We start from the raw sequence: 23,010 nt of genomic DNA, 5'->3' as shown, positions 1-23,010 counted from the left end.
TGCCAGAATCGCCTCAGCTGGACAACACCATGGCCCAATAAGGCCGCCCACCGGAAGAGGGATTATGCGCGACCGCAACGCCGAGCGCGGTATAGCTGCCGAGCATGTTTTCGCGATGCCGGGCCGAGTCGATCCAGGCCTGCACGGCCCTTGACACGCTGTCCTGCCCGGCCGCCACGTTTTCGGCCGCCGGAAGTGGCACATTGCCGGCCTTCATCCGGTCGAGAAAGCTGTCGTTCGGCGACAGAAGGTGCGCCATCTTGCCGGCCGCCGCCATCCGTCGTGCCTGCACAACAGCTGCGACCTCCGCCGGTTCGCCCTTCGTAAGCTCAGGTAAAGACGATTTTTTCCGGAGTGCGTTGACCATAGGCAGCGCTTCGTCCGTATGCCGGGTGGCGAGATCGTCGCCAGTCGGCAGGATGTCCGTGCTGCGGCAGCTGGCAAGGCCCGTCGCGAGCAGACTGCCTCCAAGGATCAGGAGGCGCCGCCGCGACGGGAGAAGAAGGGCGCGTGCATCCATGTCAGGAGCGTGAGCTCATCAGCCGGATCACGATGAACACCGGGATCACCACCGTCGCGCCGAGCAAAAGATAGTCGCCTATCCGTCCAAGCGCGGCAAAACCCGTATGCCAGAGATCGAGGATGAAGTTGCGGATGCTGTACAGGATGTCGGCCGGCACGACCCCGAACACGGCCATGATGAAGCCGACGATCAGGGAAACGACCACCAGCTTGACGATGGTCCGGCCGGGCGTATCGCCCAGGAATCTGTTGACGCTGTCCGACATGGTGCAAATCTCCTGTTTGGGGCAGAGATAGGCGGCAAATGCGGCGCTCGCAAGCTCTCGGCACGCTTCCATGAGATTGCGCTTGAGTTTTTCCTTGGGATCGGCGATGAGCGCGCACCTTTCTCGGAAAACTCTGACATGCACCCGATGCAGTTCTCCTCCGGCGACGTCGTGACAGACCGTCGTGCCGATTACGCGAAGATGCTCGATGACGCCGGCGATCCTGCCGCTGCCGCCGAACTGATGGAACAGGCGCTGGAACTCGCCCCCCGATGGACAGCCGGCTGGCAGCAGCTCGCTGAGTACCGCGAGAAGTCCGGTGACGAAAAGGGTGCGGAGACGGCCCTGCGTCGTGTTCTGGAACTCGATCCAGAGGACATCTTTGCCGCCTCGCTCAAGCTCGCCCGTCTCGGCGCCATCGAAGTGCCGGACCAGCCGCCGAGCCGCTATGTAGAGGCGCTGTTTGACGACTATGCCGACCGCTTCGAAACAGCGCTCGTCGAGAAGTTGGATTATAGCGTGCCGCCCAAACTCTCGTCGCTTCTCCGCCGCGTCGCGGGCGAAGGACGCCGTTTTCGCCACGCGGTCGATCTCGGCTGCGGCACCGGATTGCTCGGCATCGAAATCCGCGATCTGGCTGACCGGCTCGAAGGCTTCGATCTGTCGGCCGGTATGCTTGCAAAGGCCGAGGAAAAGGGCGTTTACGATCTGCTCGCCCAGGCCGACCTGTCGCTCGACCCTCCTGCGTCGGGCCTCTTCGCCGACCGACTGGCCGAGGCCCGTGCCGATCTCGTCTGTGCCGCTGACGTCTTCATGTATCTCGGCAGCCTTGAGGCGACCCTGGAGCTTGTACAGCGGCTTGCGGCAACAGGCGCCACGCTCGCCTTTTCCGTCGAGGATGGCGGCGACGTTGACGGTTTCGGCCTGGCAGAGTCTTTGCGCTACGTGCATTCAGAGACCTACGTTCGGAGCCTGCTCGACCGCTTCGGCTTCAAAACCCTCTGCATCGAAAAAACCACCATTCGCATGGATGGCGGAAAACCGGTCTTCGGCATTCTGTTTGTTGCCGTGCGGGATGCCTGACGGCAACAAGATTGCGAAGATGTCGATAGGTCAGTATTGTTGACTTATCACCCTTGCGAACCAGCGGATCTGCGGTACCCTTTGTCCGCTTAGGCTTCTTCTGGAGACGAAATCATGGCGCATATGAGCAGCATGCTTGGTATCTGGAATACGAACCCGTCCCGCCACACCCCGGCCGAGGACGTTCAAGGGATTCTTGCCGGTAGCATGATCGCGGCGCTCGGCCTCTATCTTCTTGCTAAGGTCGGCCTTCTGACCGGTGGCATGGCCGGCCTTGCCTTCGTCATCCACTACTGGAGTGGCCTCAGCTTCGGTCTGCTGTTCTTCGTGCTCAACCTGCCCTTCTATCTGCTATCGCTTCGCCGCGTCGGCCTCGATTTCACGCTGAAGACATTCGTTGCCGTCGGCCTCACATCCTTCCTCGTCGAAATCGAAAGCCGCTTCCTCGTTATCCAAGAGATCGCGCCGATCTGGGCCGCCATCCTCGGCGGCCTGCTCGTCGGTTTCGGTCTTCTCGCGCTCTATCGCCACCGCGCCAGCCTCGGCGGCCTCGGCATTCTCGCGGTCTACATCCAGGATCGCTTCGGCATTCGCGCCGGCCTCGTCCAGCTCGGCTTCGACCTCTGCGTCATGGCGCTCGCCTTCGCGGTGCTCAACCCTGGCGTCGTCCTCTATTCGATCGTCGGCGCCGTGGTTCTCAACCTCTTCCTCGCCATCAACCACCGCTCCGACCGCTACATCGCGCTCCGCTGAGCGGTCGGTTTGGCTTTGCCGTTACGTCGGCCTCCTCTTGATCCCCACCGATGATCGGGACTAAGAGACGGAAAAGCTAAGCAAGGAACGATAGACGAGTAAGCAAGGAACGATAGACGAGATGGCGCAGACTCGGTTCGGCGAATGGATCACCTCCACCCCCGATCGCCATTCGGTGATCGAGGACGCGCAGGGGCTCGCCGCCGGCGCCATCATGGCCTCGCTCGGCGTGCTTTTCCTGTCGAGCGCTGGCCTGCTGACCGGTGGTACCGCCGGCGTCGCCTTCTTGCTGCATTACGCGACGGGCTATGCCTTCGGCCTCGTCTTCTTCGCGGTGAACCTGCCGTTCTACTGGCTGGCCTTCCGCCGCTTCGGCCTTGCATTCTGCGTCAAGACCTTCATCGCCATCGCCGCCACCTCCTTCCTCAGCGAAGCGGTGCCGCGCGCCATCGGCATTTCCCATATTGATCCGCTGATCGCCGCGATCTTCGGCGGCCTGCTGATCGGCACCGGTCTCCTCATCCTCTTCCGCCACCGCGCCAGCCTCGGCGGCTTCGGCATCCTGGCGCTCTATCTCCAGGAGCGCTTCGGTTGGCGCGCCGGTCTCGTGCAGCTGGTCTTCGATGGCTGTGTGCTTGTTTTCTCCTTCTTCCTCGCCAGCCCCTACATCATCTTCTGCTCGGTTGTCGGCGCCGTGGTGCTGAACCTCACGCTTGCCATCAATCACAGGAAAGACCGCTACATCGCGATGTAAGGAGCGGGCGCCGATCAGGGCTTCTCTTTTCGACCGCCGCCACTACCTTGTGAGCGTGAACGCCGCTGATTCCGTCTCCCCGGTTTTGCCCGATCCCTTCCTCCGCTGGTTCGTGGACAGGGGCTGGTCGCCGCGCGCCCACCAGCTGGAGCTCGTGCGCCGCGCCGAGGCTGGCGAGAGCACGCTGCTGATCGCGCCCACCGGCGCCGGCAAGACGCTAGCCGGCTTCCTGCCCTCGCTGGTCGATCTTGGCAGGCGCGGCAAGCGAAAACCGGGCGCGGCCTTCACCGGCATCCACACGCTCTACATTTCCCCGCTCAAGGCGCTCGCGGTCGATATCGAGCGCAACCTGATGAAACCCGTTGGCGAGATGGGCCTGCCGGTCACCGTCGAGAACCGCACCGGCGATACGCCCCAGGCCAAGCGCCAGCGTCAGAAGCTCAATCCGCCGGATATCCTGCTGACCACGCCCGAACAACTGGCGCTGCTGCTGGCCAATGGCGAGGCCGACCGCTTCTTCAAGGATCTTCGCTTCGTCATCTTCGACGAGTTGCACTCGCTGGTCACCTCCAAGCGCGGCCATCTGTTGTCGCTCGGCCTCGCGCGTCTGCGCCGCCATGCGCCCGGGATGCAGACCATCGGCCTCTCGGCCACGGTCGCCGATCCGCCGGAACTGCAGCGCTGGCTGGTCGGCCAGACTCCGGACACTGAAACCATGGCCGGCCTCGTCACCGTGGATGGCGGCGCGAAGCCGATCATCTCGATCCTGACGACCGAGGAGCGCATCCCGTGGTCCGGCCACTCGGCGCGCTACGCCATGCCGGAGCTCTATGAGACGCTGAAGCATTTCGCGACGACGCTGATCTTCGTCAACACCCGCTCGCAGGCGGAGATGCTGTTCCAGGAACTCTGGACCATCAACGACGACAACATGCCGATCGCGCTGCACCACGGTTCGCTCGATGTCGGCCAGCGCCGCAAGGTCGAGGCCGCCATGGCCGACAATCGGCTGCGCGCCGTCGTCGCCACCTCCACGCTCGATCTCGGTATCGACTGGGGCGATGTCGATCTCGTCGTCCATGTCGGCGCGCCCAAGGGGGCCTCTCGTCTGGCCCAGCGCATAGGCCGCGCCAACCACCGCATGGATGAGCCGTCGCGCGCCATTCTCGTGCCCGCCAACCGCTTCGAGGTCATGGAGTGCCAGGCGGCGCTCGATGCCAACTATCTCGGCGCACAGGACACGCCGCCGATGGGCGAGGGGGCGCTCGACGTTCTCGCCCAGCACGTGCTCGGCATGGCCTGTGCCGATCCGTTCTCCGCCGATGAGCTGTATGCCGAAGTGATCAGCGCCGCCCCCTATGCCGACCTTGCGCGGGATACCTTCGATCGCATCGTCGAATTCGTCGCCACCGGCGGTTATGCGCTGAAAACCTACGAGCGCTACGCCAAGATCCGGCTCAACAAGGACGGCCTGTGGCGGGTCTCGAGCCCGCAGGTCGCCCAGCAATATCGGCTGAACCTCGGCACCATCGTCGAAATGCCGATGCTCAACGTCCGTCTCGTCAGGCGCAATCATCTTGGCTCCATCGGTCGCGGCGGCATGACGCTCGGCAAGGTCGAGGAATATTTCCTCGAACAGCTGTCCCAGGGAGATACCTTCCTGTTCGGCGGCAAGGTGCTGCGCTTCGAGGGCATCCGCGAAAACGAATGCCTGGTCTCCAATGCCTTCTCGCAGGACCCGAAGATCCCCGCCTATGCCGGCGGCAAGTTCCCCCTCTCCACCTATCTCGCCGAGCAGGTGCGCGCCATGCTGGACGATCCCGGCCGCTGGCGGGAGCTGCCGGATCAGGTGCGCGACTGGCTGGAGATCCAGCGCGAGAAGTCCGTCCTGCCGAAGCGCGGCGAACTGCTGATCGAGACCTTCCCGCGATCGAAGCGCTTCTTCCTCGTTGCCTATCCGTTTGAGGGCCGGCTTGCCCACCAGACGCTCGGCATGCTCCTGACCCGCAGGCTGGAACGCATGGGCGGAAAGCCGCTCGGCTTTGTCGCCACGGATTACTCGCTTGCTATCTGGGGACTGGAGGACATGGGCTCGATGATCGCCCGGGGGCGCCTCTCGCTGCAGGACCTGTTCGACGAGGACATGCTGGGCGATGATCTCGAAGCCTGGCTCGACGAAAGCTGGATGCTGAAGCGTACCTTCCGCACCTGCGCCGTCATCGCCGGTCTGATCGAGAAACGCCATCCGGGAAAGGAAAAGTCCGGCCGTCAGGTCACGGTTTCCGCCGATCTCATTTACGACGTATTGCGCAGCCATGAGCCCGACCACATCCTGCTGCAGGCCACGCGTCAGGATGCCGCTCGCGGCCTGCTGGATATTGCCCGCCTTGCAGATATGCTAAAACGAATCAGGGGCCACATCACCCACAAGCGGCTCGACCACATCTCGCCGCTCGCGGTGCCGGTCATGCTGGAAATCGGCAAGGAGCCGGTGGTGGGAGAGGCCCACGAAGATGTTCTGGCTGAAGCCGCCGACGATCTGATCGCCGAAGCGATGGCCTGAGGATGTGGCCGAGAAAATGGAATTGGACGGTCCAACGAGTTCTTTCTCCCGGTCCTTACAGGGAGAAGGTGCCGGCAGGCGGATGAGGGGCATCTGAGGAAGAGGCCCGAACGAGAGACGGAATGACTGGATTGATGGCAAGGCGCCTCGTGGCGCCCGACGTTCCCGCGGTAGCGGCTGAAATCGGCTTCAACGGCGCGGCCGCCGTCTGCGATCCCTTTGGCGCGCTTTACCTGCCGGATGTCCGCGCGCTCGTTGTATCGGACCTGCATCTGGAGAAGGGGGCAGCCTTCGCCCGTCGCGGCCAGCTTCTGCCGCCCTACGACACGCTGGCAACGCTCCGCCTGCTCGATGCGGTGATTACCCGCTACGATCCGGCGGTCGTCATCAGTCTCGGCGACAATTTCCATGACCGGCGCGGATCGGCCGAACTGCCGGATGCCTTCCGCCGCATGATTGCAGCCATGGCGGCGGGCCGCGAGTGGATATGGGTCAACGGCAACCACGATCCGGATGGCGTCCACGACCTGCCTGGCATTTCGGCCGATGAACTCGTCTATGCGGGACTGACCTTCCGCCACGAGCCGACGCTGCGCTCATCAGTCGGTGAAGTCGCTGGCCATCTTCATCCTTGTGCCACCGTCCGCCGGCGGGAAAAGGCCGTGCGTCGCCCTTGCTTCGCGATCGATAGCAGACGGTTGATCATGCCCTCGTTCGGCGTGACCACAGGCGGGCTCGACCTACGCCACAAGGCCTTTACCGGCCTCTTCGACCGGGCGACGCTGGTCGCGCACCTGATGGGGCGCGACCGCATCTACTCGGTGAAGTTCTCTAACCTCATCGGTTGATCGACAGGATCAGCTCTGATCGTCACTCTTGGTCAGTCGGAGGATCGTCGATCCGCCGCCGCCGCGCTGCTCGGTCACCGCGAACACACTGCCGTCAGGCGCCACCTTCACGTCACGGATGCGGGCGTCGAGATTGACGCGCTCCTCATGCGCCACGCGGTCACCCTCCATGTGCAGTACCACGATCCCGCGGCTCACAAGCCCGCCGACAAGAAAGGCGTTCTGCCATTCCGGAATGGCCTCGGCATTGTAATAGGCCATGCCAGAGGGCGCGATGACAGGGTCCCAATAGTAGACCGGCTGCTCCGTGCCTTCCTGCGACGTAATGCCGTCGCCGACCGCGCGGCCGCTGTATTCGACCCCGTAGGTCACCTCTGGCCAGCCGTAGTTCTTGCCGGCTTCCGGTCGGTTCAGCTCGTCGCCGCCTTTGGGTCCGTGCTCGATCGTCCACAGTCGCCCGTCACCATCGAGTGCCGCCGCCTGCACATTGCGGTGACCAAGACTCCAGATTTCCGGCAGCGCGCCATCGGTGCCGACGAACGGGTTGTCGTCGAGCGCCTCGCCGCTGGTATTGATGCGGAACACCTTGCCGAAACCGCTTGCCAGATCCTGGGCGCCGGTGCGCACCTCCGCATCCGAACGTTCGCCGACGGTCACATAGAGCTCACCCTCGGGCCCGAACACCAGGCGCGAGCCGAAATGCTTGTTACCGTCATAGCTCGGCATCTGCTGGAAGATAACGTTGACGTCCTCCAGCCGCGCGGCGCCATTATCGCCCTCGACGAGCTTCGCGGACGCGACCGACGTGCCGTTGCCATCCTCGCGCGACTCCGAGAACGAGAAGTAGATCATCTTGGATGTTTCGAAGTCCGGCGCCAGCGCCACGTCGAGCAGACCGCCCTGGCCATTCGACATCACATCCGGCACGCCCTCGATCGCCGGACCTGCGGAGCCGTCCTCCCGTGAGACGATATGCATGTCGCCCTGCTTTGCCGTCACCAGCATGCGCCCGTCCGGCAGGAATTCCATCGACCAGAGATGCGGCAGATCCTCCGCCACCGTTTCCACCTCGATCTCGGGCGAAGCTTCCGGCAACGGCGCCCGCGTCTGGTTCTCGAAGGCCGGCGTCTGGCTGGGTGCGTTGGGTCGTTTGGTCTCCGCCGTCTGGGCGAACGCCACGGGTGCGGCGAGCACGGCGGCGAGAATGGTGCTGGCGAAAAGGGTTCCTGTTCTCGGCATGATGTTATCCTTTCGGTCGCGTCGTGAAATCGGGGATGGCGCGGCCTGGGCGCCTCGACAGGATTAAGGATGGGGAGCCGGTTTGGTTTCGGAAGGTGGCATCAAGATAAGTTTATCGACGCGTGACACGCCCACGCCGTCAAGGTCTCATCCGTTTGTCCGGCCATGGATTGAGACCGTCGCGAAGCCATAGCAGGCTGTCGATCCAGAAACCGCCGGCATGGCGGTCGTGAAACAGGTCGAAGTGCCCCAATCTTTCGAAGCCCAGATCGGCGGGTGAGAGCAGCACCGCGCTGTGATCCGCATTCCTGTAGTAATCGAGCGTCCGACGGATCGCGCGGGGCGTCGCGAGTGCGTCGTCCGTCACGCCGATGGCGAGGATTGGCCCGCGGAATTCCGCAAACCGTCGCAGTACGTCCTCCCGTTCCCGGCGCGGATGCGTGTCCTCCATCCGCCTTCCGCGGAAGGCCCATTCGAGCGCTACACCGGATGGCAGGTCCTCGAGCCAGCCCAGCCGCTTGCCCGGAAAATAGCCGCAGGCCGCCGTTAAGGCCGGCATCGCCACATGCCATTTCAAAAAGAGCCGGAGCCTCTGCCGCCGATCGTAGTCCCGCCACCACGCATATTGCGCCCCGACTGTCAGCATCCGGTCAACAAGGCGCGCATTGTCCGCCAGTCCAGGAAGATAGCCGCCTATGCTGTGCCCGACGACCAAAACGGGACCAGCCGCCGTCTCGCTGAGCAGGAGATCGAGCGCGGCTCGAAAATCCTGTTCGCCCCAGTCGCGCCACCGGTACCCGCAGCCCCGAAGTCTCTCCGGCCGCGACAGTGCGATACCCCGGTAGTCATAGGTCAGCACCTCGAAACCATGGGCCGCAAGAAACTGCGCATAGCGGTGATAATAGCGCGCGGCGACGCCCGTCGCCGGATTGATGATGACCCGGCCTAGCGGCGATCCCGTGGCCCCACGCCACAGGTGGCCGCCAAGCTTCACACCGTCCGCACAGGTCACTGTCACGGCTTCGGGCCGTCCGGCGACGTGTGTTTCGGCTATCGCAGCGGCCTCGTCCATTGTCATGGCTCCCTGTTGTGTCAGCCACCGAGGCTTAGCAACTTCGCACCGTTGTGGACACTCACTGGTCGGTATACATTGACCACATGGACATGCCATCGACCTCAACGCGCGACCGTATCATCGCCGCCGCCGCCAAGCTCTTCTACGACGAGGGCATAAGGCGCGTCAGCGTCGATGCCATCGCCGGCGAGGCCGGCGTCACCAAACGCACGCTCTACTACCATTTCGAGAGCAAGGACGATCTCGTCGCTGCCTATTTGGAAGGCCGCGACCGGCCGAACTTCGCCTGGTTCCAGCGCTGGTATGCGGAAGCCGAAGGGCCGCTGCCGGAGCGCATTCGCGCCCTGTTTCACGGTCTCTCCCGGGCCGCGCGCCACGAAAAATGGAAAGGCTGCGGTTTCCTGCGCACCGCTGCAGAACTCGCCAATCTACCCGGTCATCCGGCGATTGTCATAGGCAAGGCCCACAAGCAGAGGCTTGAAGATTGGCTGTGCGGTCTCTTTGAGCAAGATAGCATCAGAGAGCCGCGCGCGCTCGCCCGCCAGATGGTGCTGCTGATCGATGGCGCTTTCGCCGTCGTTCTCCTCAATCGCGATCCGAGCTATATGGAAACCGCCGGCGACGCCGCCGCCACGCTTGTCGAAATGGCGCCAAGGGCGATCCGATGATGGCGAAAACGATTGAGGAACACCGCTCCGGCTGCCCCATCAATCTCACGCTCGAAGTGCTGGGCGACCGCTGGAGCCTGATCGTCATCCGCGACGTGATGTTTGGCAATCGCCGCCATTTCCGCGAGATCCTGCGCAATTCGGAGGAGGGCATTGCCTCCAACATTCTCGCCGACCGGCTGAAGCGGCTGGTCGAGTCTGGAATGCTGACGCGCGAGGACGATCCCTCGCATCGACAGAAGGCGCTCTACAGCCTGACCGAGATGTCGATTGCGCTGGTCCCGCTGCTCGCCGAGATGGGCGCCTGGGGACGCCGCTTCCGGCCGGTCTCGGAAGACCTCGCGATCCGCGCCGAATTGCTTGAAAACGGTGGGCGTTCGTTCTGGAACGAGTTCATGGACGAGTTGCGCGCTCTGCATCTCGGCAAGCCATTGCCTGCAGGCACTCCCTCGGCGCTGGCGCGACTCACCGATGCCTATCTCGAGGTCAAGGCGCGCCAGGACGCCGCCGGCTGATCAGTCCTTGCGGAACAGCACGCTTGCTCCCCAGCCGGTGATCAGCGCCAGCATCACTGAAAACAATCCATAGCCGAGCGGGCTTTGATGCGCCGCCTCGGTGATGGTCTGTTCGAGACCTGTCTTGATCACCCTGAGCGGCAGTTCCTTCTGGGTAATGAATTCGCCGCTCTTGAACAGATAGGCGTGAACGATATGAACCCCGTCCGGAATGTTCGCCGGCAGCCGTAGCGTTGCCTTGAACAGGCTGGAGGACACAAAGCGGACACCGTTCGTCTCGCTCTGGTAGAGCCCGCCGCTCTGCTTGAGCCGGCGATAGGCCTCGCGAAAGTCACCCAGGCTGTTGGTGCTGGAAAAGTAGCCGACCGGTGTCAACGGAATATGGTTCAGCCCGACGCCCAGCTGGTTCAGCACCTGCTGGTCGGCGATATCCTCCACCGGCCGGGTGCTGGCGAGCGAATAGGATTCCGGCGGACGCTCGAACGTCATCGAATAGCGGTTGATCCAGATACCGAAAATCCGTTCCTTCTGCCGCACGGTGGCGTCGGCACGCGGCCCTTCCAGCGTCACGATCACGTCGTATTGCCCGATCGCAAGCAGCAGGGTGTCCGGATTCGTCAGCGCGCCGAAGATCGTCAGGTCGGCGCCGCGAAAGTCGGAGGTGATGGCGATCTCGCTGGTCGAGGTGCCGATATCCAGTCCTTCCGTGCCATCGACGCTCGGCGTCAGCGGGCTCTGCGCCATTGCCGAGGTGGCGCAGAACATCAGGCCGGCAAGGAGGGAAACGAGAGGGCGCATCAGTTGGCGAAGCTCCCCACGGCAACGGAGAACAGGTCCTCCGGGGTGATGACAAGCTCGATCGCCAGACGCAGGCCGACGGCAAGGACCAAAAGCCCGAGCAGCGCGCGCAACTGCTCGCCGCGCAGCCTTTGGCCCACCCTTACACCATATTGTGCCCCGATCACGCCCGCGATCATCAGGATGAAGGCAAGCACCACATCGACGGAATAGTTGGTCATCGCCTGCACGACGGTCGTGTAGGCCGTCACGAAGATGATCTGGAACAGTGAGGTTCCGACGACGACATTGGTGGGAATACGCAGCAGGTAGATCATCGCCGGCACCATGATGAAGCCGCCGCCCACGCCCATCACCGAGGTCAGGATGCCGATGCCGAAGCCGAGCGCGATCACCGGGATGACGCTCAGGTAGATCTTCGACTTCTTGAACCGCATCTTGAAGGGCAGGCGGTGCACCCAGTTGTGCTGGCCCGGCCGCTTCAGGTTGATCGGCTGGTTGTTCGCCGCCCGCCGCAGCGCTCTCAGGCTTTCCATCAGCATCAGCGAGCCGATCGTGCCGAGGAAGACGACGTAGAGCAGCGAAATGATCAGGTCGAGCTGGCCTAGGCGCCGGAGCCACGAGAAGATGCCGACGCCGGCCGTGGCGCCGACCAGGCCGCCGGCGAGCAAAACGAGTCCAAGCTTGATGTCTAGCGTGCCACGCCGGAAATGCGTGATCGCGCCTGATACCGATGAGGCGACAACCTGGTTCGCGCCGGTCGCAACCGCCACGACGGGCGGAATGTTGTAGAAGATCAGGAGCGGCGTGATCAGGAAGCCACCGCCCACGCCGAACATGCCGGACAGGAATCCGACAGCCGCACCCATCCCGAGGATGATGAATACGTTTACAGACAATTCTGCGATCGGCAGATAGATTGTCACGATCGGGCCCCGATATGTGATTGGCCGCAGCGGAGACCTGCTCCATCGGGGCCGTGCCATGGCCGTCGGGAGCAGTTGGCGAAAACACCCAAGCCTTTGGCGTGCTTGGCTTTGCGTTGGTTTCCGTCATGCGCCCCCGGGGCGCGTGAGTCAATTCTGGCGTCGTCGATAAGGCCCGATTTTAGACCTTTTATGACGCCGGCGTCACTTGTTGCGCGCCAGCAGTTCGGTCACCAGGGCATCGTCGATTTTGCCTGTTTCCTTCTGGCCGATCGATTTCTGGAAGGCTTTGATCGCAGCGACGGTTTTCGCCCCCATAACGCCATCGGCAGGCCCGGCGTCGAAGCCGTTATTGCCGAGAATCGCCTGAACGTTGCGGATTACCTTGCTCATGTCGACGCTGGCCGTCTTCGTACCCTTGCCGACCCATTCGTCCGGCAGGTCAACGGCATTGGCATCGACGTCGAGCGGACGGACCTTGAAACTCTCGACCTGCGCCTTGGCGCGCTCCAGCTGTTCCGGCTTCATGGCGTTCGCCACGTCGTCGCGCTTCTGGGCGGCATCCTTGTCGCCATCGCGTGCGGCGATCGCGAACCATTTGTAGGAGGCCTCGAGATCCTGCGGGATGCCGTTGCCGCGCGCATAAAGGATAGCGAGGTTGAACTGGCTGTCGGCCACGCCGAACTCGGCCGCCTTGCCGAACCATTCGGCCGCCTTGGCATAGTCCTGCTCGCCCATGCTGCCGTTGGCATAGAGCACCGCAAGGTTATGCATTGCACTCGCATTGCCCTTCGCGGCGGCCATCTCATAGAGCTGGCGCGCCTGTTCCATGTCGCGCTTAACGCCCGTGCCCTTTTCGTAAAGATTCGCGAGCCGGTATTGTGCCGGCGCGAAATCCTTCTCCGCCGAGCGCTCGTACCAGAGCGCGGCTTGCGCGAGGTCGGTGCCCAGTCCGCCGCGGCCTTCGGTGTAGCGGGCGCCGATCTCGAACAATGCCTTGGGATCGCCTTCGGCGGCGGCCTTGGCCAGCGATGGCGGCGTGATGGATGCCGGAACTTCGTAGGTTGGCGAAGCCGTCGGTGTCGATGCGGCGGCGGCTTCGGACCTGCCTCCGTCCGGTGCTGCGTCGGCCGTCAGGCTCTCGGTTGCCGGCGCCGGCTCTGCCAGCGGTGCGACCGTCATGTCGTTCTGGCCGACACTCGTCTCTCCGGCCGAAACCTCTCCGGTCTCGCTCGGAGCGGCAAGCGTGGCGATTGCGGGATCATTAGCGCCTGGTGGTTGGACCAGCCGGCTGCTTTCGTCGGTAGGGCTCTCTTCAGTCGGTGCTGCAAGCGGTGCGGCGGGCGCCGTCGCTTGCGGCTCCGGCACCGTCGCCGGTGCCACATCGGTTTGTTTGGTTGTCGTCTCGATGGTCGGCTGAGGAGCGCTGGCGCCCTTCGTCAGCGTGCGCACCAGCGGCATCGCCATGACGACCAGCAGGATCGCGCCCGCCGCCATCAGGATCGGCCGGCGATAGCGCGACAGCATGGATGAGCCGTCCTTTCCACTGGACGGCTTTTCGCCTGCGACCGCCGGTGTCTGGCTCGCCTCGATGGCTGCCGCCTGTGCCGCGCGACGTGCCGCTGCGATATAGTCCGCGCGGTCGCCCTCGGCGAGCGGTGGCAGGGAGCCGGCCTCGCCGCCACGGGCCTTGGAGGCGCGTACCCGTTCCAGGATCTTGCGCACATCAGGCGCTCCGGAACCGGGTTCGATCAGTTCGTTGGCCTCGTCCGACGGCAGCACGTCGGCGGGATCGATGGACGGCGATGGCTCCACCATCTGCCGTGCCGCGGGCGCGCCATCGTCCTTCTTGCGGCCAGGTATCAGCCGCTTGCCGAGCCCCGCGAGCAGGCTGGGCTTTGACGGCGCGCGGGGCTCCGCGTCTGTGTGCACGCCATCGTCGGCGAGAAGGTCCAGCGGTTCGTTGTCAAGGGCAAATGCCGTTGCTTCCTGCTGCGGCCGGCCCTCCGGCGCGCCACCTGCAAAAGCCATCGCCGGCTGCGGCGGAACCGGGTTTGCCACCACGTGTGATGCCGCCATCGGCTCGCGGTCGAGCTTTTCCAGGCGGTCCGCGATGTCGAGCAGGGTTGATTGCAGGCTTTCCAGCGTCCGGTGGCTGCGTTCCTCGGTGTTGCGGCTGATGTCCTGCAGATGCTTCAGGCTGTCGGCGAGGGCCGCGACGGTCTCGGCGTCCGCACCTGTCGGAGCGTTTCCGCCACGACCGGACTGCGCATAGTTCGCCATCACCGCTTCGGCTGCCTGGCGGGCCGCCTCGATGATGTACTCGTCGCTCGTCGCCACATAGTCTTCAAGCGCCGTTATACGCCCGGTCAGTTCACCGCCGCCTTCAGCGAGGTTGGGTGAGGCGCCGTTGAAGAGGCTGGAGAGATGGGCAATCTGGTCCTCAAGGCCGCGAAGCGCCTCGCTGTCCTGTGCCGGCGCCCGCAGGGTGTCATCAAGCCGCTCGGCGATCATGGCCAGCCGGTCGTCCAGGCTTCGCAGCAACCGGTCGTCGGCCGGCGCCGGTTGCGCCGTGCGTTCTTCCAGTCCCTCGATGACGCGTGCCAGCCGCTCGAGCCGTTCGGCAAGCTGATCGTTGACGGCGCCGGTTTCGAGCGCGTCGATCTTGCGCGAAATGTCGTACAGCGCATCGGCCAGATCCGGCTGCGCCGCATGCTGTTGTGGCTTTTGCAGCAGTTGTGCCAGATGGTCGAGCCGTTCCTCGAGCCGGCCGGCCGCGCCATCGCTCGCCAGTTCCTCGACCCGGTCGGCCAGCAGGTCGAGCCTGCGCGCCATCTCGTCGACGCCGCTGTCGCGTGCCGGCGGCTCGCTGAAAAGGGTGTCGATCTGGCGGGCCAGTGCCGCAATCCGGTCTTCGATCCGCTCCATTGCCCGCGTATCGACCGGCGCGGAGCTGCCGCGATTGCTTGCCACGATCGCGCGGCTGATTTCATCGAGCCTGAGGTCGAGGCCGGCAAACTGTTCCTGCAGCCGCTGCTCGCCCGGATCCATGTGCGATCCGATCTGCTCCAGCGCTTTCGCCACCGTCAGCAGCTTATCCTCGACCGAGCGGATCGCGCGATTATCGCCAAGGCCGCCGATCTGGGTCTTGATGTCGTCGAGCCGCATGGCCAGCCGGCCGAGTTCGTCCTGCAGCAGTTCGCCGTCCAGGCTCTCCAGCCGTCCCTCGATGCCACGGACCGAGTCCTCGCGTGCCAGGCCGTCCATCAGCGAGCGCAGCTCTTCGAATTCGCGCCGCAGCGCATTGCCGGATGTCCCGGCCGCCGGTTCGAGCCGGCCGATGCTTTGCGCCAGCCGGTTCATGTCGGCGCGCAGATCCTCGTCGGGTGTATGTGTGGTCGCGATCGACTTCAGGTCGCGCAGTTCCTGACGCACGTCGCGCAGTTCGCGGGCGAGGTTGTCGGAGAGATCGGCTTTCAGTTCCTGCCGCAGGGTGAGCAGCGCCTGCGTGATATCGGCAAGCGGCGCCTCCTCGCGGGTCGCAGGGGTCTCTCGACGCGGCGGCGCCATGCGGTTTTCCGAGGAGCGATGGCGCGACGCTTCAAGCGCTCTCTGCCGCTCGCGGATTTCCTGCAGCGGGTCGAAACGATCCGCCCGCATCGGTGCTGCGCGTCCGCGCAAGGGCGCATCGTCGCGCGCCGGCATCGGCCCGCGTGTCGACGTGCTGGTCATCAGCCCCTCGATTCGAGCTTCCAGTCCTTCGATCGTCCGGCTGAGCGCGTCGAGTGAAGACGTCTTGTCCGCGCGGGGTGGGTGAGATCGCGATCGGTTCATTCTGCTGCTCGCTTCGACGGTTCCGGGGATCATCCGCCGGCCATTTGGTCTTGCGGTACGGCTGGCTTGCGGGGTGAGCCGACTCGCGTCCGGTGGCTCGGCCCGGCATGCTTCGCCGCGTCGTGTTTCATCGGCAACAATTCACGAAACGTGGTAAACAACGCGTTAAGCGATCTAAAAAATTTTTAACGAATTGTAGAAGCGCGTCCGCCATGATGGCTGGTGGGAAGGGGCTCTCGTGGATGCGGCTGGGGAGGTCGGATCGGGAAACTTTTCCATTGACGTTTACGCAAACGTCAATATTTATTGGAAGCATGATCTGGCCGGCCCGCCGGCGATACGTCTTGGAGGAAGATGACCCATGCCTGTCTACAAGGCCCCGGTGAACGACACGCTTTTCGTCCTGAACAACGTCCTCGGCATTGACCGCTATCACAACCTGCCCGGCTTCGAGGATGCGACCCCCGACATGATCGAGGCGATCGTCAGCGAGGCGGCGAAACTCGCCGAGGAACAGCTGTTTCCCGTCAATCTCTCGGGCGACCAGGAAGGCTGCACCCGCCACGACGATGCCACGGTCACCGTGCCGAAGGGCTTCAAGGAAGCCTATGATGCCTACTGCCAGGGCGGCTGGCTCGGCCTTGCCGTTCCCGCCGAATACGGTGGGCAGGGTCTTCCGTACACGCTGCACTCTGCTGTCGGCGAATACATGTCGTCCGCCAACATGGCGTTGATGATGTATCCGGGTCTGACCCAGGGCGCGATCGCGGCGATCCTCGTCCACGGCTCCGAAGAGCAGAAGGCCACCTACCTGCCGAAGATGGTCGAAGGCACCTGGTCCGGCACCATGAACCTCACTGAACCCCATTGCGGCACCGATCTCGGCCTGCTGCGCACCAAGGCGGTGCCCAACGGTGACGGCTCCTACAAGATCTCCGGCCAGAAGATCTTCATCTCCGCCGGCGAACACTCGATGACGGACAACATCATCCATCTCGTCCTCGCCCGCATTGAGGGTGCGCCCGAGGGCACCAAGGGCATCTCGCTGTTCATCGTGCCGAAGTTCATGGTCGGCGAGGATGGCTCCGTCGGCGCCCGCAATGGCGTGACCTGCGGCGCCATCGAGCACAAGATGGGCATCCACGGCAACGCCACCTGCGTCATGAATTATGACGAGGCGACCGGCTACCTGATCGGTGCCGAGAACAAGGGCCTCGCGGCCATGTTCGTCATGATGAACGAGGCCCGCCTCGGCGTCGGCCTCCAGGGCCTGTCGATCGCCGAGATCGCCTACCAGAACGCCGCGAACTATGCCCGCGAACGCATCCAGGGCCGCTCGCTGTCAGGCGTCAAGGCGCCCGACAAGAAGGCCGACCCGATCATCGTTCATCCGGATATCCGCCGCTCGCTGCTGACCATCAAGGCCTTCACCGAGGCCGGTCGTGCCTTCACGCTCTGGACCGCGCTGCAGTCCGACATTGCCCATCGCTCCGGCGACGAGAAGGAAAAGCAGCTGGCCGACGACCTGCTCGGCCTGATGACCCCGATCCTCAAGGGCGTGCTCACCGACAAGGGCTTCGATCATGCCGTCATGGCCCAGCAGGTCTATGGCGGCCACGGCTACATCGAGGAATGGGGCATGAGCCAGTACGTGCGTGATGCCCGTATCGCCATGATCTACGAGGGCGCCAACGGCATCCAGGCGCTCGACCTGGTCGGCCGCAAGCTCGGCCTCAACGGGGGGCGCGCCGTCATGGCCCTCTTCAACGAGATTGGCGCCTTCTGCGAGGAAAACCGCGAAGACGAGAAGATGGTGGTCTACACAAAGGGCCTCAAGAAGGGCCTGAACGACCTCCAGGCCTCCACCATGTGGTTCATGCAGAACGCCATGGCCAAGCCCGACAATGCCGGCGCCGGCTCCACCGACTACATGCACCTCTTCGGCCTCGTCGTGCTCGGCTACATGTGGGCAAAGATGGCGAAATCCGCCAACGAAGCCCTTGCCGCCGGCACCGGCGATGCCGACTTCTACCAGAACAAGCTTTTGACCGGCCGCTTCTACATGGAACGCATCATGCCCGAAACGGCGCTGCGCAAGACCCGGATCGAAGCCGGCGCCGACACCATGATGGAAATGGCGGCGGAAGCGTTTTGAGGCCTTTGCCCCTCACCCTGACCCTCTCCCCGCATGCGGGGAGAGGGGACGCCCCACCGGCGGCGTCGATGGATGCGGAAACGGTGCGGCATATTCCTTCTCCCCGTTGAACGGGGAGAAGGTGGCGGCAGCCGGATGAGGGGCTGCAAACGCGAAATTCCAAGGCAACCCGGTTGCCAGCAAGGGAGAGAAACCAATGACAGACGCCTTCATCTACGATCACGTGCGTACCCCCCGGGGGCGCGGCAAGAAGGATGGTTCGCTGCACGAGGTGCCGACGCCGCGGCTGGCGGCAAAGACGCTGGAAGCCCTGCGCGACCGTAACGGTCTTGATACCAAGACGGTCGACGACATCATCTTCGGCTGCGTCGATCCGGTCATGGAAGCCGGCGCCGTCATCCCCAAGGCCGCCGCTTTCGAGGCAGGCTACGACTTCAAGGCGCCCGGCATGCAGATCTCCCGCTTCTGCGCCTCGGGCCTTGATGCCATCAACCTCGCCGCCGGCAAGGTCAAGGCCGGCTCCGACGACATCGTCATCGCTGGCGGTGTCGAGAGCATGTCCCGAGTCGGCATGGGCATGTCGGGCGGCGCCTGGTACATGGACCCCTCCGTCAACTTCCCAGCCTATTTCATGCCGCAGGGCGTCTCCGCCGACCTGATCGCCACGAAGTACGGCTTTAGCCGCGACGACGTCGACGCCTATGCTGTCGAAAGTCAGAAGCGCGCCGGTGAATCCTGGGCCAAGGGCAATTTTTCGAAGTCGGTGATCCCGGTGAAGGACGTAAACGGCCTCGTGATCCTCGACCGTGACGAACACATGCGCCCCGGCACCGACATGCAGTCGCTGGCGCAGTTGCAGCCCTCCTTCCAGATGCCGGGCGAGATGGGCGGCTTCGATGCCGTCGCCATCCAGGCCCACCCGGAAGTCGAGCGCATCAGCTATGTCCACCATGCCGGCAACTCCTCAGGCATCGTCGATGGTGCCGCTGCCGTGCTGGTCGGCTCCAAGGCCGGTGGCGAGGCCATGGGCCTGAAACCCCGCGCCCGCATCCGCGCTTTCACCAATATCGGCTCCGACCCGGCTCTGATGCTCACCGGCCCGGTCGACGTCACCGAAAAGCTGCTTGCCCGCACCGGCATGAAGATCTCCGACTTCGACCTGTTCGAATTGAACGAAGCCTTCGCCGCGGTCGTCCTGCGCTTCATGCAGCGTTTCGAGATCGACCATTTGAAGATGAACGTCGCCGGCGGCGCGATTGCCATGGGCCACCCGCTCGGCGCTACCGGCGCCATGATCCTCGGCACCGTGCTCGACGAACTGGAACGCCGCGACCTGAACACTGCCCTCGTCACGCTCTGCATCGGCGCCGGCATGGGCACGGCCACCGTCATCGAACGCGTCTGATCGTCGGGAGGAGAAAAGCTATGACTTACAAGAATTTCACCATCGAAACCGACGCAGACGGCATTGCTCTCGTCACCTGGGACATGCCTGACAAGTCGATGAACGTCTTCACCGTCGAGGTGATGGACGAGATCGACCGGATCGTCGACGAGACCGTCGCCGACGACAAGGTCAAGGGCGTGGTCTTCACGTCGGGCAAGAAGACCTTCTCCGGCGGCGCTGACCTGACCATGCTCAAGGGCATGTTCTCGATGATCGAGGAAGAGCGCGCCAGGGACCCCGCCGGCGCCGTGAAGAAACTCTTCGACGCCGCCGGTCGCATGACCTGGCTCTGGCGCAAGATCGAGCTGAACGGTAAGCCCTGGGTTTCCGCCATCAACGGCACCTGCATGGGTGGCGCCTTCGAACTGTCGCTCGCCTGCCATGGCCGCGTCGCCTCCAATGCCAAGTCCGTCAAGCTGGCGCTGCCCGAGGTTAAGGTCGGCATTTTCCCCGGCGCCGGCGGCACCCAGCGCGTGCCGCGCCTTGCCAATGCGCAGGACGCCCTGCAGATGATGACGACGGGCTCCAGCCTCACCGCCGCCCGCGCCAAGGCCATGAACCTCGTCCACGAGGTCGTCGAACCGGACCAGCTGATCGCCGCCGCCAAGCAGATGATCAAGAACGGGCTGAAGCCCGTAGCCCCCTGGGACGAGAAGGGCTTCAAGGCCCCCGGCGGCGGCATCTGGACCCCGGCCGCGGCCCAGCTCTGGCCGGCCGCATCCGCCATCCTGCGTCGCGAAACCGCCGGCAACTATCCTGCGGCACTCGCCATCCTGAAAAGCGTCTACGAGGGCCTGCAGGTCCCGTTCGATACCGGCCTTCGCATCGAGCAGCGCTATTTCACCCAGATCCTGCAGACCACCGAGGCCTTCTCAATGATCCGCTCGCTCTTCGTCTCCATGCAGGAGCTCGGCAAGGGCGCCCGCCGCCCGGCAGGGGTCGACAAGACGGAGCTGAAGAAGGTCGGCGTGGTCGGCGCCGGCTTCATGGGTGCGTCCATCGCCTATGTCACCGCCGCCGCCGGCATTCCGGTCGTCCTGATCGACCGCGACATGGAGGCTGCCGGTAAGGGCAAGACCGTCTCCGAAGGCCTCGTCACGGGCTCCATTGGTAAAGGCAGGATGACCAAGGAGGAGGGCGAGAAGCTGCTCTCCCTCATCACCCCCAGTGACGACTACGCCTCGCTTAAGGATGCCGATCTTGTCATCGAGGCGGTGTTCGAGGACCGCAACGTCAAGAAGGACGTGATCGAGAAGGTCGAGGCCGTGCTGCCCGAAACCTCGATCTTCGCCTCCAACACCTCGACCCTGCCGATCACAGGTCTCGCGCAGAACTCGAAGCGCCCGGCCCAGTTCATCGGCGTGCACTTCTTCTCGCCGGTCGAGAAGATGATGCTGACCGAGGTGATCCTCGGCAAGGACACCGGCGACAAGGCGCTGGCCGTCGCGCTCGATTACGTCGCGGCGATCAAGAAGACCCCCATCGTCGTCAACGACACGCGCGGCTTCTACGTCAACCGCTGCGTCTTCCGCTACATCAACGAGGCCTATGACATGCTGGCCGAGGGCGTGCCGGCGGTCATGATCGAGAACGCCGCCAAGTTCGCCGGCATGCCGGTCGGCCCGCTCTCGCTCAACGACGAGGTCGCGGTGGATCTTTCCCAGAAGATCATGCGCGCCTCGATCGCCGATCTGGGCGAGGCCTCCGTCAAGCCGGGACACATGAAACTCATCGACAAGATGGTCGACGATCTCGACCGTCGCGGCCGCAAGAACGGCAAGGGCTTCTACGAGTATCCCGCCAAGCCGGCGAAGAAATTCTTGTGGCCGGGCCTCAAGGATCTCTACCCGCAGAAGAACCCCGCCGATGTCGACATGGAGGTGTTGAAGCAGCGCCTGCTCGTCACCATCGCGCTGGAAGCCGCCCGCACCATGGAGGAGGGCATCGTCACCGATCCGCGCGAGGCCGATGTCGGCTCCATCCTCGGCTTCGGGTTCGCCCCCTATACCGGCGGCACGCTCTCCTACATCGACGGCATGGGCGTGAAGACCTTCGTAAGCCTCTGCGAACGCCTCGCGAAGGAGTACGGCGACCACTTCCAGCCGACGCCTCTGCTCAAGGAGATGGCGGCCAGGGGCGAAACCTTCTACGGCCGCTTCGATCCCTACGGCGAAGGCGCCAAGGCCGCCTGACCGGCGCGCATCCCTCGGTGACACCCATGCGGCCCGGGTCTGACCCGGGCCGTTCTCGTTCAGTCTTCGGCGGACGTATCGCCCGAGGCCGCCGCGCGCCACAGGAATGCGCCCGCCGCCGGTCACAGCACCCGCTCGAACATGATCACCGCCCTCTCGTGATAGCTGCTGCGTGCGAACGGTTTCAGCCCCACTTTTCCGGCGATTTTCAGCGAGGCGCTATTCTCGGGCGAAATGATCGCGGTCGCCCGTCGCCCGGCAAAGTTTGCCGATCCCCAGTCGAACAGCGCCATCGCCGCCTCGCTGGCATAGCCTCGTCCGCGAACGGCGGAAAGAAAGGTCCAGCCCGCTTCCAGCGTGCCCGCGAGTGATGGCTTAATGTCCCGTTTCAGATCCTGGAACCCCACCTGTCCCACCATGCGCCCGCTCGCCCGTTCGGTCACGGTGAGATAGCCATAGCCCATGTAATGCCAACCGCCCGCCTGCCGCAGGAACCGTCCCCAGATTTCCTCCTGCGAAAACCCCTTCGGCGAGATATGACGCAACACCTCCGGATCCGACCACATCGCCGCATAGGCCTCGAAGTCCTCCATGTCCGGCCGCCTGAGCTCCAGCCTCTCCGTCGTAATCATCGCGTCTGCCTCTTTGTCATGTCCGCTTCTCCTTGCGGCAGAGCGCCTGCCAAGTCCACCCCGGCGCCCGTCGTCATGGAGGTGGCTCGTGTCTTGCAGCCAGTACACCCGCCCCTCAACCGGCTGTCGCCACCCGGCCGGCTTTTCGCCAGAGCTCAAGTCGTTCGTTGCTGCCTCTCTCCAGCCTCATGCTGAGGTGCGCCGCAGGCGCGTCGAAGCATCGGGGCTGGCCAGTTGTGCCGGGTGGCTGCCGCCACCTTCTCCCCGTGGACACGGGGAGAAGGGACTCGTGGTACCGCCGGCGCTCCATCTCCCTTCTCCCCGCGAGCGGGGAGAAGGTGCCGGCAGGCGGATGAGGGGCATGCGCTGCCATCTCCAAGTGTCGCTGCATCATCCATCTCCTCAATCCATCCCCTCCCAAAATCCGCGCACCCCAAAACCCCGTAGAGGCTCTCCCCCTCCGGTTCGGCATCACCTGTAATGTCTTCCCCTCAACTCCAGACACAGGGGAAGCGGACGGGGTACCGGGGGCACCTCGTTTAGTTAGTATGTGGTACCTTCCGGTACCCCGTTCGGCGGTTTTTATCCGCGACTTCGGTCTCTCTGCGGGAGCGTCGGGTTTCCGGTGGAGGATAAACCCCACCCCGCATGCGCCGCCGGGACTTGTCAGGTCCGTTGGCCCGCGCCGCATGCATACCCCGCGCTCCCCTCCGTGCCCCACAGGCACACCCGGCGCCCGG

18 protein-coding genes are annotated in these 23,010 nt (G+C 64.1%); 10 read left to right on the top strand and 8 right to left on the bottom strand.

Annotated features, from left to right (window positions below; genetic code table 11):
* Positions 1–13 precede the first annotated feature (13 nt).
* Together J5J10_RS15645 and J5J10_RS15640 are read right to left on the bottom strand one after the other, a co-directional pair.
* A complete protein-coding gene (locus tag J5J10_RS15645; protein WP_211930566.1) occupies positions 14–520 on the bottom strand; it encodes a CAP domain-containing protein in 507 nt (168 codons plus the stop codon).
* A gap of 1 nt (position 521) precedes the next feature.
* Positions 522–788 carry a DUF6460 domain-containing protein gene (locus J5J10_RS15640; RefSeq protein ID WP_208548373.1) on the bottom strand — a complete coding sequence of 89 codons (267 nt, stop codon included), beginning with the start codon at positions 786–788 and terminating at the stop codon, positions 522–524.
* Between the two features lie 138 nt (positions 789–926).
* Here J5J10_RS15640 and J5J10_RS15635 point away from each other — a divergent pair, with 138 nt between their 5' ends.
* From J5J10_RS15635 to pdeM, 5 genes are all read left to right on the top strand, one after another.
* Complete coding sequence (locus J5J10_RS15635; RefSeq protein ID WP_211930565.1) at positions 927–1,871, top strand: methyltransferase domain-containing protein; 945 nt, start codon at positions 927–929, stop codon at positions 1,869–1,871.
* 114 nt (positions 1,872–1,985) lie between these two features.
* The gene (locus J5J10_RS15630) at positions 1,986–2,624 is read left to right on the top strand and encodes a YitT family protein (protein ID WP_211930564.1); all 639 of its coding nucleotides are present in this window, start codon (positions 1,986–1,988) and stop codon (positions 2,622–2,624) included.
* 121 nt (positions 2,625–2,745) lie between these two features.
* Positions 2,746–3,378 carry a YitT family protein gene (locus tag J5J10_RS15625; protein ID WP_211930563.1) on the top strand — a complete coding sequence of 211 codons (633 nt, stop codon included), beginning with the start codon at positions 2,746–2,748 and terminating at the stop codon, positions 3,376–3,378.
* Between the two features lie 55 nt (positions 3,379–3,433).
* The gene (locus tag J5J10_RS15620) at positions 3,434–5,941 is read left to right on the top strand and encodes a ligase-associated DNA damage response DEXH box helicase (protein ID WP_211930562.1); all 2,508 of its coding nucleotides are present in this window, start codon (positions 3,434–3,436) and stop codon (positions 5,939–5,941) included.
* A 134-nt stretch (positions 5,942–6,075) separates the two neighbouring features.
* A complete protein-coding gene (gene pdeM, locus J5J10_RS15615; RefSeq protein ID WP_211931266.1) occupies positions 6,076–6,789 on the top strand; it encodes a ligase-associated DNA damage response endonuclease PdeM in 714 nt (237 codons plus the stop codon).
* Between the two features lie 9 nt (positions 6,790–6,798).
* Here the strand turns inward: pdeM and J5J10_RS15610 are convergent, their stop codons facing one another.
* Both J5J10_RS15610 and J5J10_RS15605 read right to left on the bottom strand, forming a co-directional pair.
* Complete coding sequence (locus J5J10_RS15610) at positions 6,799–8,028, bottom strand: PQQ-dependent sugar dehydrogenase (RefSeq protein ID WP_211930561.1); 1,230 nt, start codon at positions 8,026–8,028, stop codon at positions 6,799–6,801.
* Between the two features lie 139 nt (positions 8,029–8,167).
* Positions 8,168–9,100: an alpha/beta fold hydrolase gene (locus tag J5J10_RS15605; RefSeq protein ID WP_211930560.1), complete on the bottom strand. Its 933-nt coding sequence runs from the start codon at positions 9,098–9,100 to the stop codon at positions 8,168–8,170.
* A gap of 92 nt (positions 9,101–9,192) precedes the next feature.
* Here J5J10_RS15605 and J5J10_RS15600 point away from each other — a divergent pair, with 92 nt between their 5' ends.
* Positions 9,193–9,771 (top strand): TetR/AcrR family transcriptional regulator, encoded by a 579-nt coding sequence (locus J5J10_RS15600; RefSeq protein WP_211930559.1) that lies wholly within the window; start codon positions 9,193–9,195, stop codon positions 9,769–9,771.
* The gene (locus J5J10_RS15595; RefSeq protein ID WP_211930558.1) at positions 9,771–10,286 is read left to right on the top strand and encodes a helix-turn-helix domain-containing protein; all 516 of its coding nucleotides are present in this window, start codon (positions 9,771–9,773) and stop codon (positions 10,284–10,286) included. The genes J5J10_RS15600 and J5J10_RS15595 overlap by 1 nt, the downstream gene beginning before the upstream one ends.
* Here J5J10_RS15595 and J5J10_RS15590 read toward each other — a convergent pair whose 3' ends face one another.
* From J5J10_RS15590 to J5J10_RS15580, 3 genes are all read right to left on the bottom strand, one after another.
* A complete protein-coding gene (locus J5J10_RS15590) occupies positions 10,287–11,084 on the bottom strand; it encodes a TIGR02186 family protein (RefSeq protein WP_211930557.1) in 798 nt (265 codons plus the stop codon).
* Positions 11,084–12,010, bottom strand: coding sequence for a sulfite exporter TauE/SafE family protein (locus J5J10_RS15585; protein ID WP_208548384.1), 927 nt, complete (start codon positions 12,008–12,010; stop codon positions 11,084–11,086). The genes J5J10_RS15590 and J5J10_RS15585 overlap by 1 nt, the downstream gene beginning before the upstream one ends.
* A gap of 204 nt (positions 12,011–12,214) precedes the next feature.
* Positions 12,215–15,844, bottom strand: a complete 3,630-nt coding sequence (locus tag J5J10_RS15580; protein WP_211930556.1) for a peptidoglycan-binding protein — start codon at positions 15,842–15,844, stop codon at positions 12,215–12,217.
* A gap of 361 nt (positions 15,845–16,205) precedes the next feature.
* On the opposite strand from J5J10_RS15580, the gene J5J10_RS15575 reads away from it, so the two are divergent.
* From J5J10_RS15575 to J5J10_RS15565, 3 genes are all read left to right on the top strand, one after another.
* Positions 16,206–17,999, top strand: a complete 1,794-nt coding sequence (locus tag J5J10_RS15575; protein WP_211930555.1) for an acyl-CoA dehydrogenase C-terminal domain-containing protein — start codon at positions 16,206–16,208, stop codon at positions 17,997–17,999.
* A gap of 196 nt (positions 18,000–18,195) precedes the next feature.
* On the top strand, positions 18,196–19,404 hold the full coding sequence (locus J5J10_RS15570) for an acetyl-CoA C-acetyltransferase (RefSeq protein ID WP_211930554.1): 1,209 nt from the start codon (positions 18,196–18,198) through the stop codon (positions 19,402–19,404).
* 20 nt (positions 19,405–19,424) lie between these two features.
* Positions 19,425–21,638, top strand: coding sequence for an FAD-dependent oxidoreductase (locus tag J5J10_RS15565; protein WP_211930553.1), 2,214 nt, complete (start codon positions 19,425–19,427; stop codon positions 21,636–21,638).
* 122 nt (positions 21,639–21,760) lie between these two features.
* On the opposite strand, the gene J5J10_RS15560 is transcribed toward J5J10_RS15565, so the two are convergent.
* Positions 21,761–22,270 carry a GNAT family N-acetyltransferase gene (locus J5J10_RS15560; protein WP_211930552.1) on the bottom strand — a complete coding sequence of 170 codons (510 nt, stop codon included), beginning with the start codon at positions 22,268–22,270 and terminating at the stop codon, positions 21,761–21,763.
* Between the last annotated feature and the right edge of the window lie 740 nt (positions 22,271–23,010).

The sequence above is a fragment of the Ciceribacter sp. L1K23 genome (genome assembly GCF_018122705.1).
Lineage (GTDB): Bacteria > Pseudomonadota > Alphaproteobacteria > Rhizobiales > Rhizobiaceae > Allorhizobium.
This window is presented reverse-complemented; position numbering and strand designations above follow the sequence as displayed.

What these genes read in the sequence shown, in the direction of transcription:
- J5J10_RS15625 (WP_211930563.1), top strand. Translation starts at nt 2,746, where the DNA reads ATGGCGCAGACTCGGTTCGGCGAATGGATCACCTCCACCCCCGATCGC.
- J5J10_RS15575 (WP_211930555.1), top strand. Translation starts at nt 16,206, where the DNA reads ATGCCTGTCTACAAGGCCCCGGTGAACGACACGCTTTTCGTCCTGAAC.
- J5J10_RS15605 (WP_211930560.1), bottom strand. Translation starts at nt 9,100, where the DNA reads ATGGACGAGGCCGCTGCGATAGCCGAAACACACGTCGCCGGACGGCCC.
- J5J10_RS15595 (WP_211930558.1), top strand. Translation starts at nt 9,771, where the DNA reads ATGGCGAAAACGATTGAGGAACACCGCTCCGGCTGCCCCATCAATCTC.
- J5J10_RS15580 (WP_211930556.1), bottom strand. Translation starts at nt 15,844, where the DNA reads ATGAACCGATCGCGATCTCACCCACCCCGCGCGGACAAGACGTCTTCA.
- J5J10_RS15565 (WP_211930553.1), top strand. Translation starts at nt 19,425, where the DNA reads ATGACTTACAAGAATTTCACCATCGAAACCGACGCAGACGGCATTGCT.
- J5J10_RS15560 (WP_211930552.1), bottom strand. Translation starts at nt 22,270, where the DNA reads ATGATTACGACGGAGAGGCTGGAGCTCAGGCGGCCGGACATGGAGGAC.
- J5J10_RS15630 (WP_211930564.1), top strand. Translation starts at nt 1,986, where the DNA reads ATGGCGCATATGAGCAGCATGCTTGGTATCTGGAATACGAACCCGTCC.
- J5J10_RS15635 (WP_211930565.1), top strand. Translation starts at nt 927, where the DNA reads ATGCACCCGATGCAGTTCTCCTCCGGCGACGTCGTGACAGACCGTCGT.
- pdeM (WP_211931266.1), top strand. Translation starts at nt 6,076, where the DNA reads ATGGCAAGGCGCCTCGTGGCGCCCGACGTTCCCGCGGTAGCGGCTGAA.
- J5J10_RS15570 (WP_211930554.1), top strand. Translation starts at nt 18,196, where the DNA reads ATGACAGACGCCTTCATCTACGATCACGTGCGTACCCCCCGGGGGCGC.
- J5J10_RS15610 (WP_211930561.1), bottom strand. Translation starts at nt 8,028, where the DNA reads ATGCCGAGAACAGGAACCCTTTTCGCCAGCACCATTCTCGCCGCCGTG.
- J5J10_RS15645 (WP_211930566.1), bottom strand. Translation starts at nt 520, where the DNA reads ATGGATGCACGCGCCCTTCTTCTCCCGTCGCGGCGGCGCCTCCTGATC.
- J5J10_RS15640 (WP_208548373.1), bottom strand. Translation starts at nt 788, where the DNA reads ATGTCGGACAGCGTCAACAGATTCCTGGGCGATACGCCCGGCCGGACC.
- J5J10_RS15590 (WP_211930557.1), bottom strand. Translation starts at nt 11,084, where the DNA reads ATGCGCCCTCTCGTTTCCCTCCTTGCCGGCCTGATGTTCTGCGCCACC.
- J5J10_RS15600 (WP_211930559.1), top strand. Translation starts at nt 9,193, where the DNA reads ATGCCATCGACCTCAACGCGCGACCGTATCATCGCCGCCGCCGCCAAG.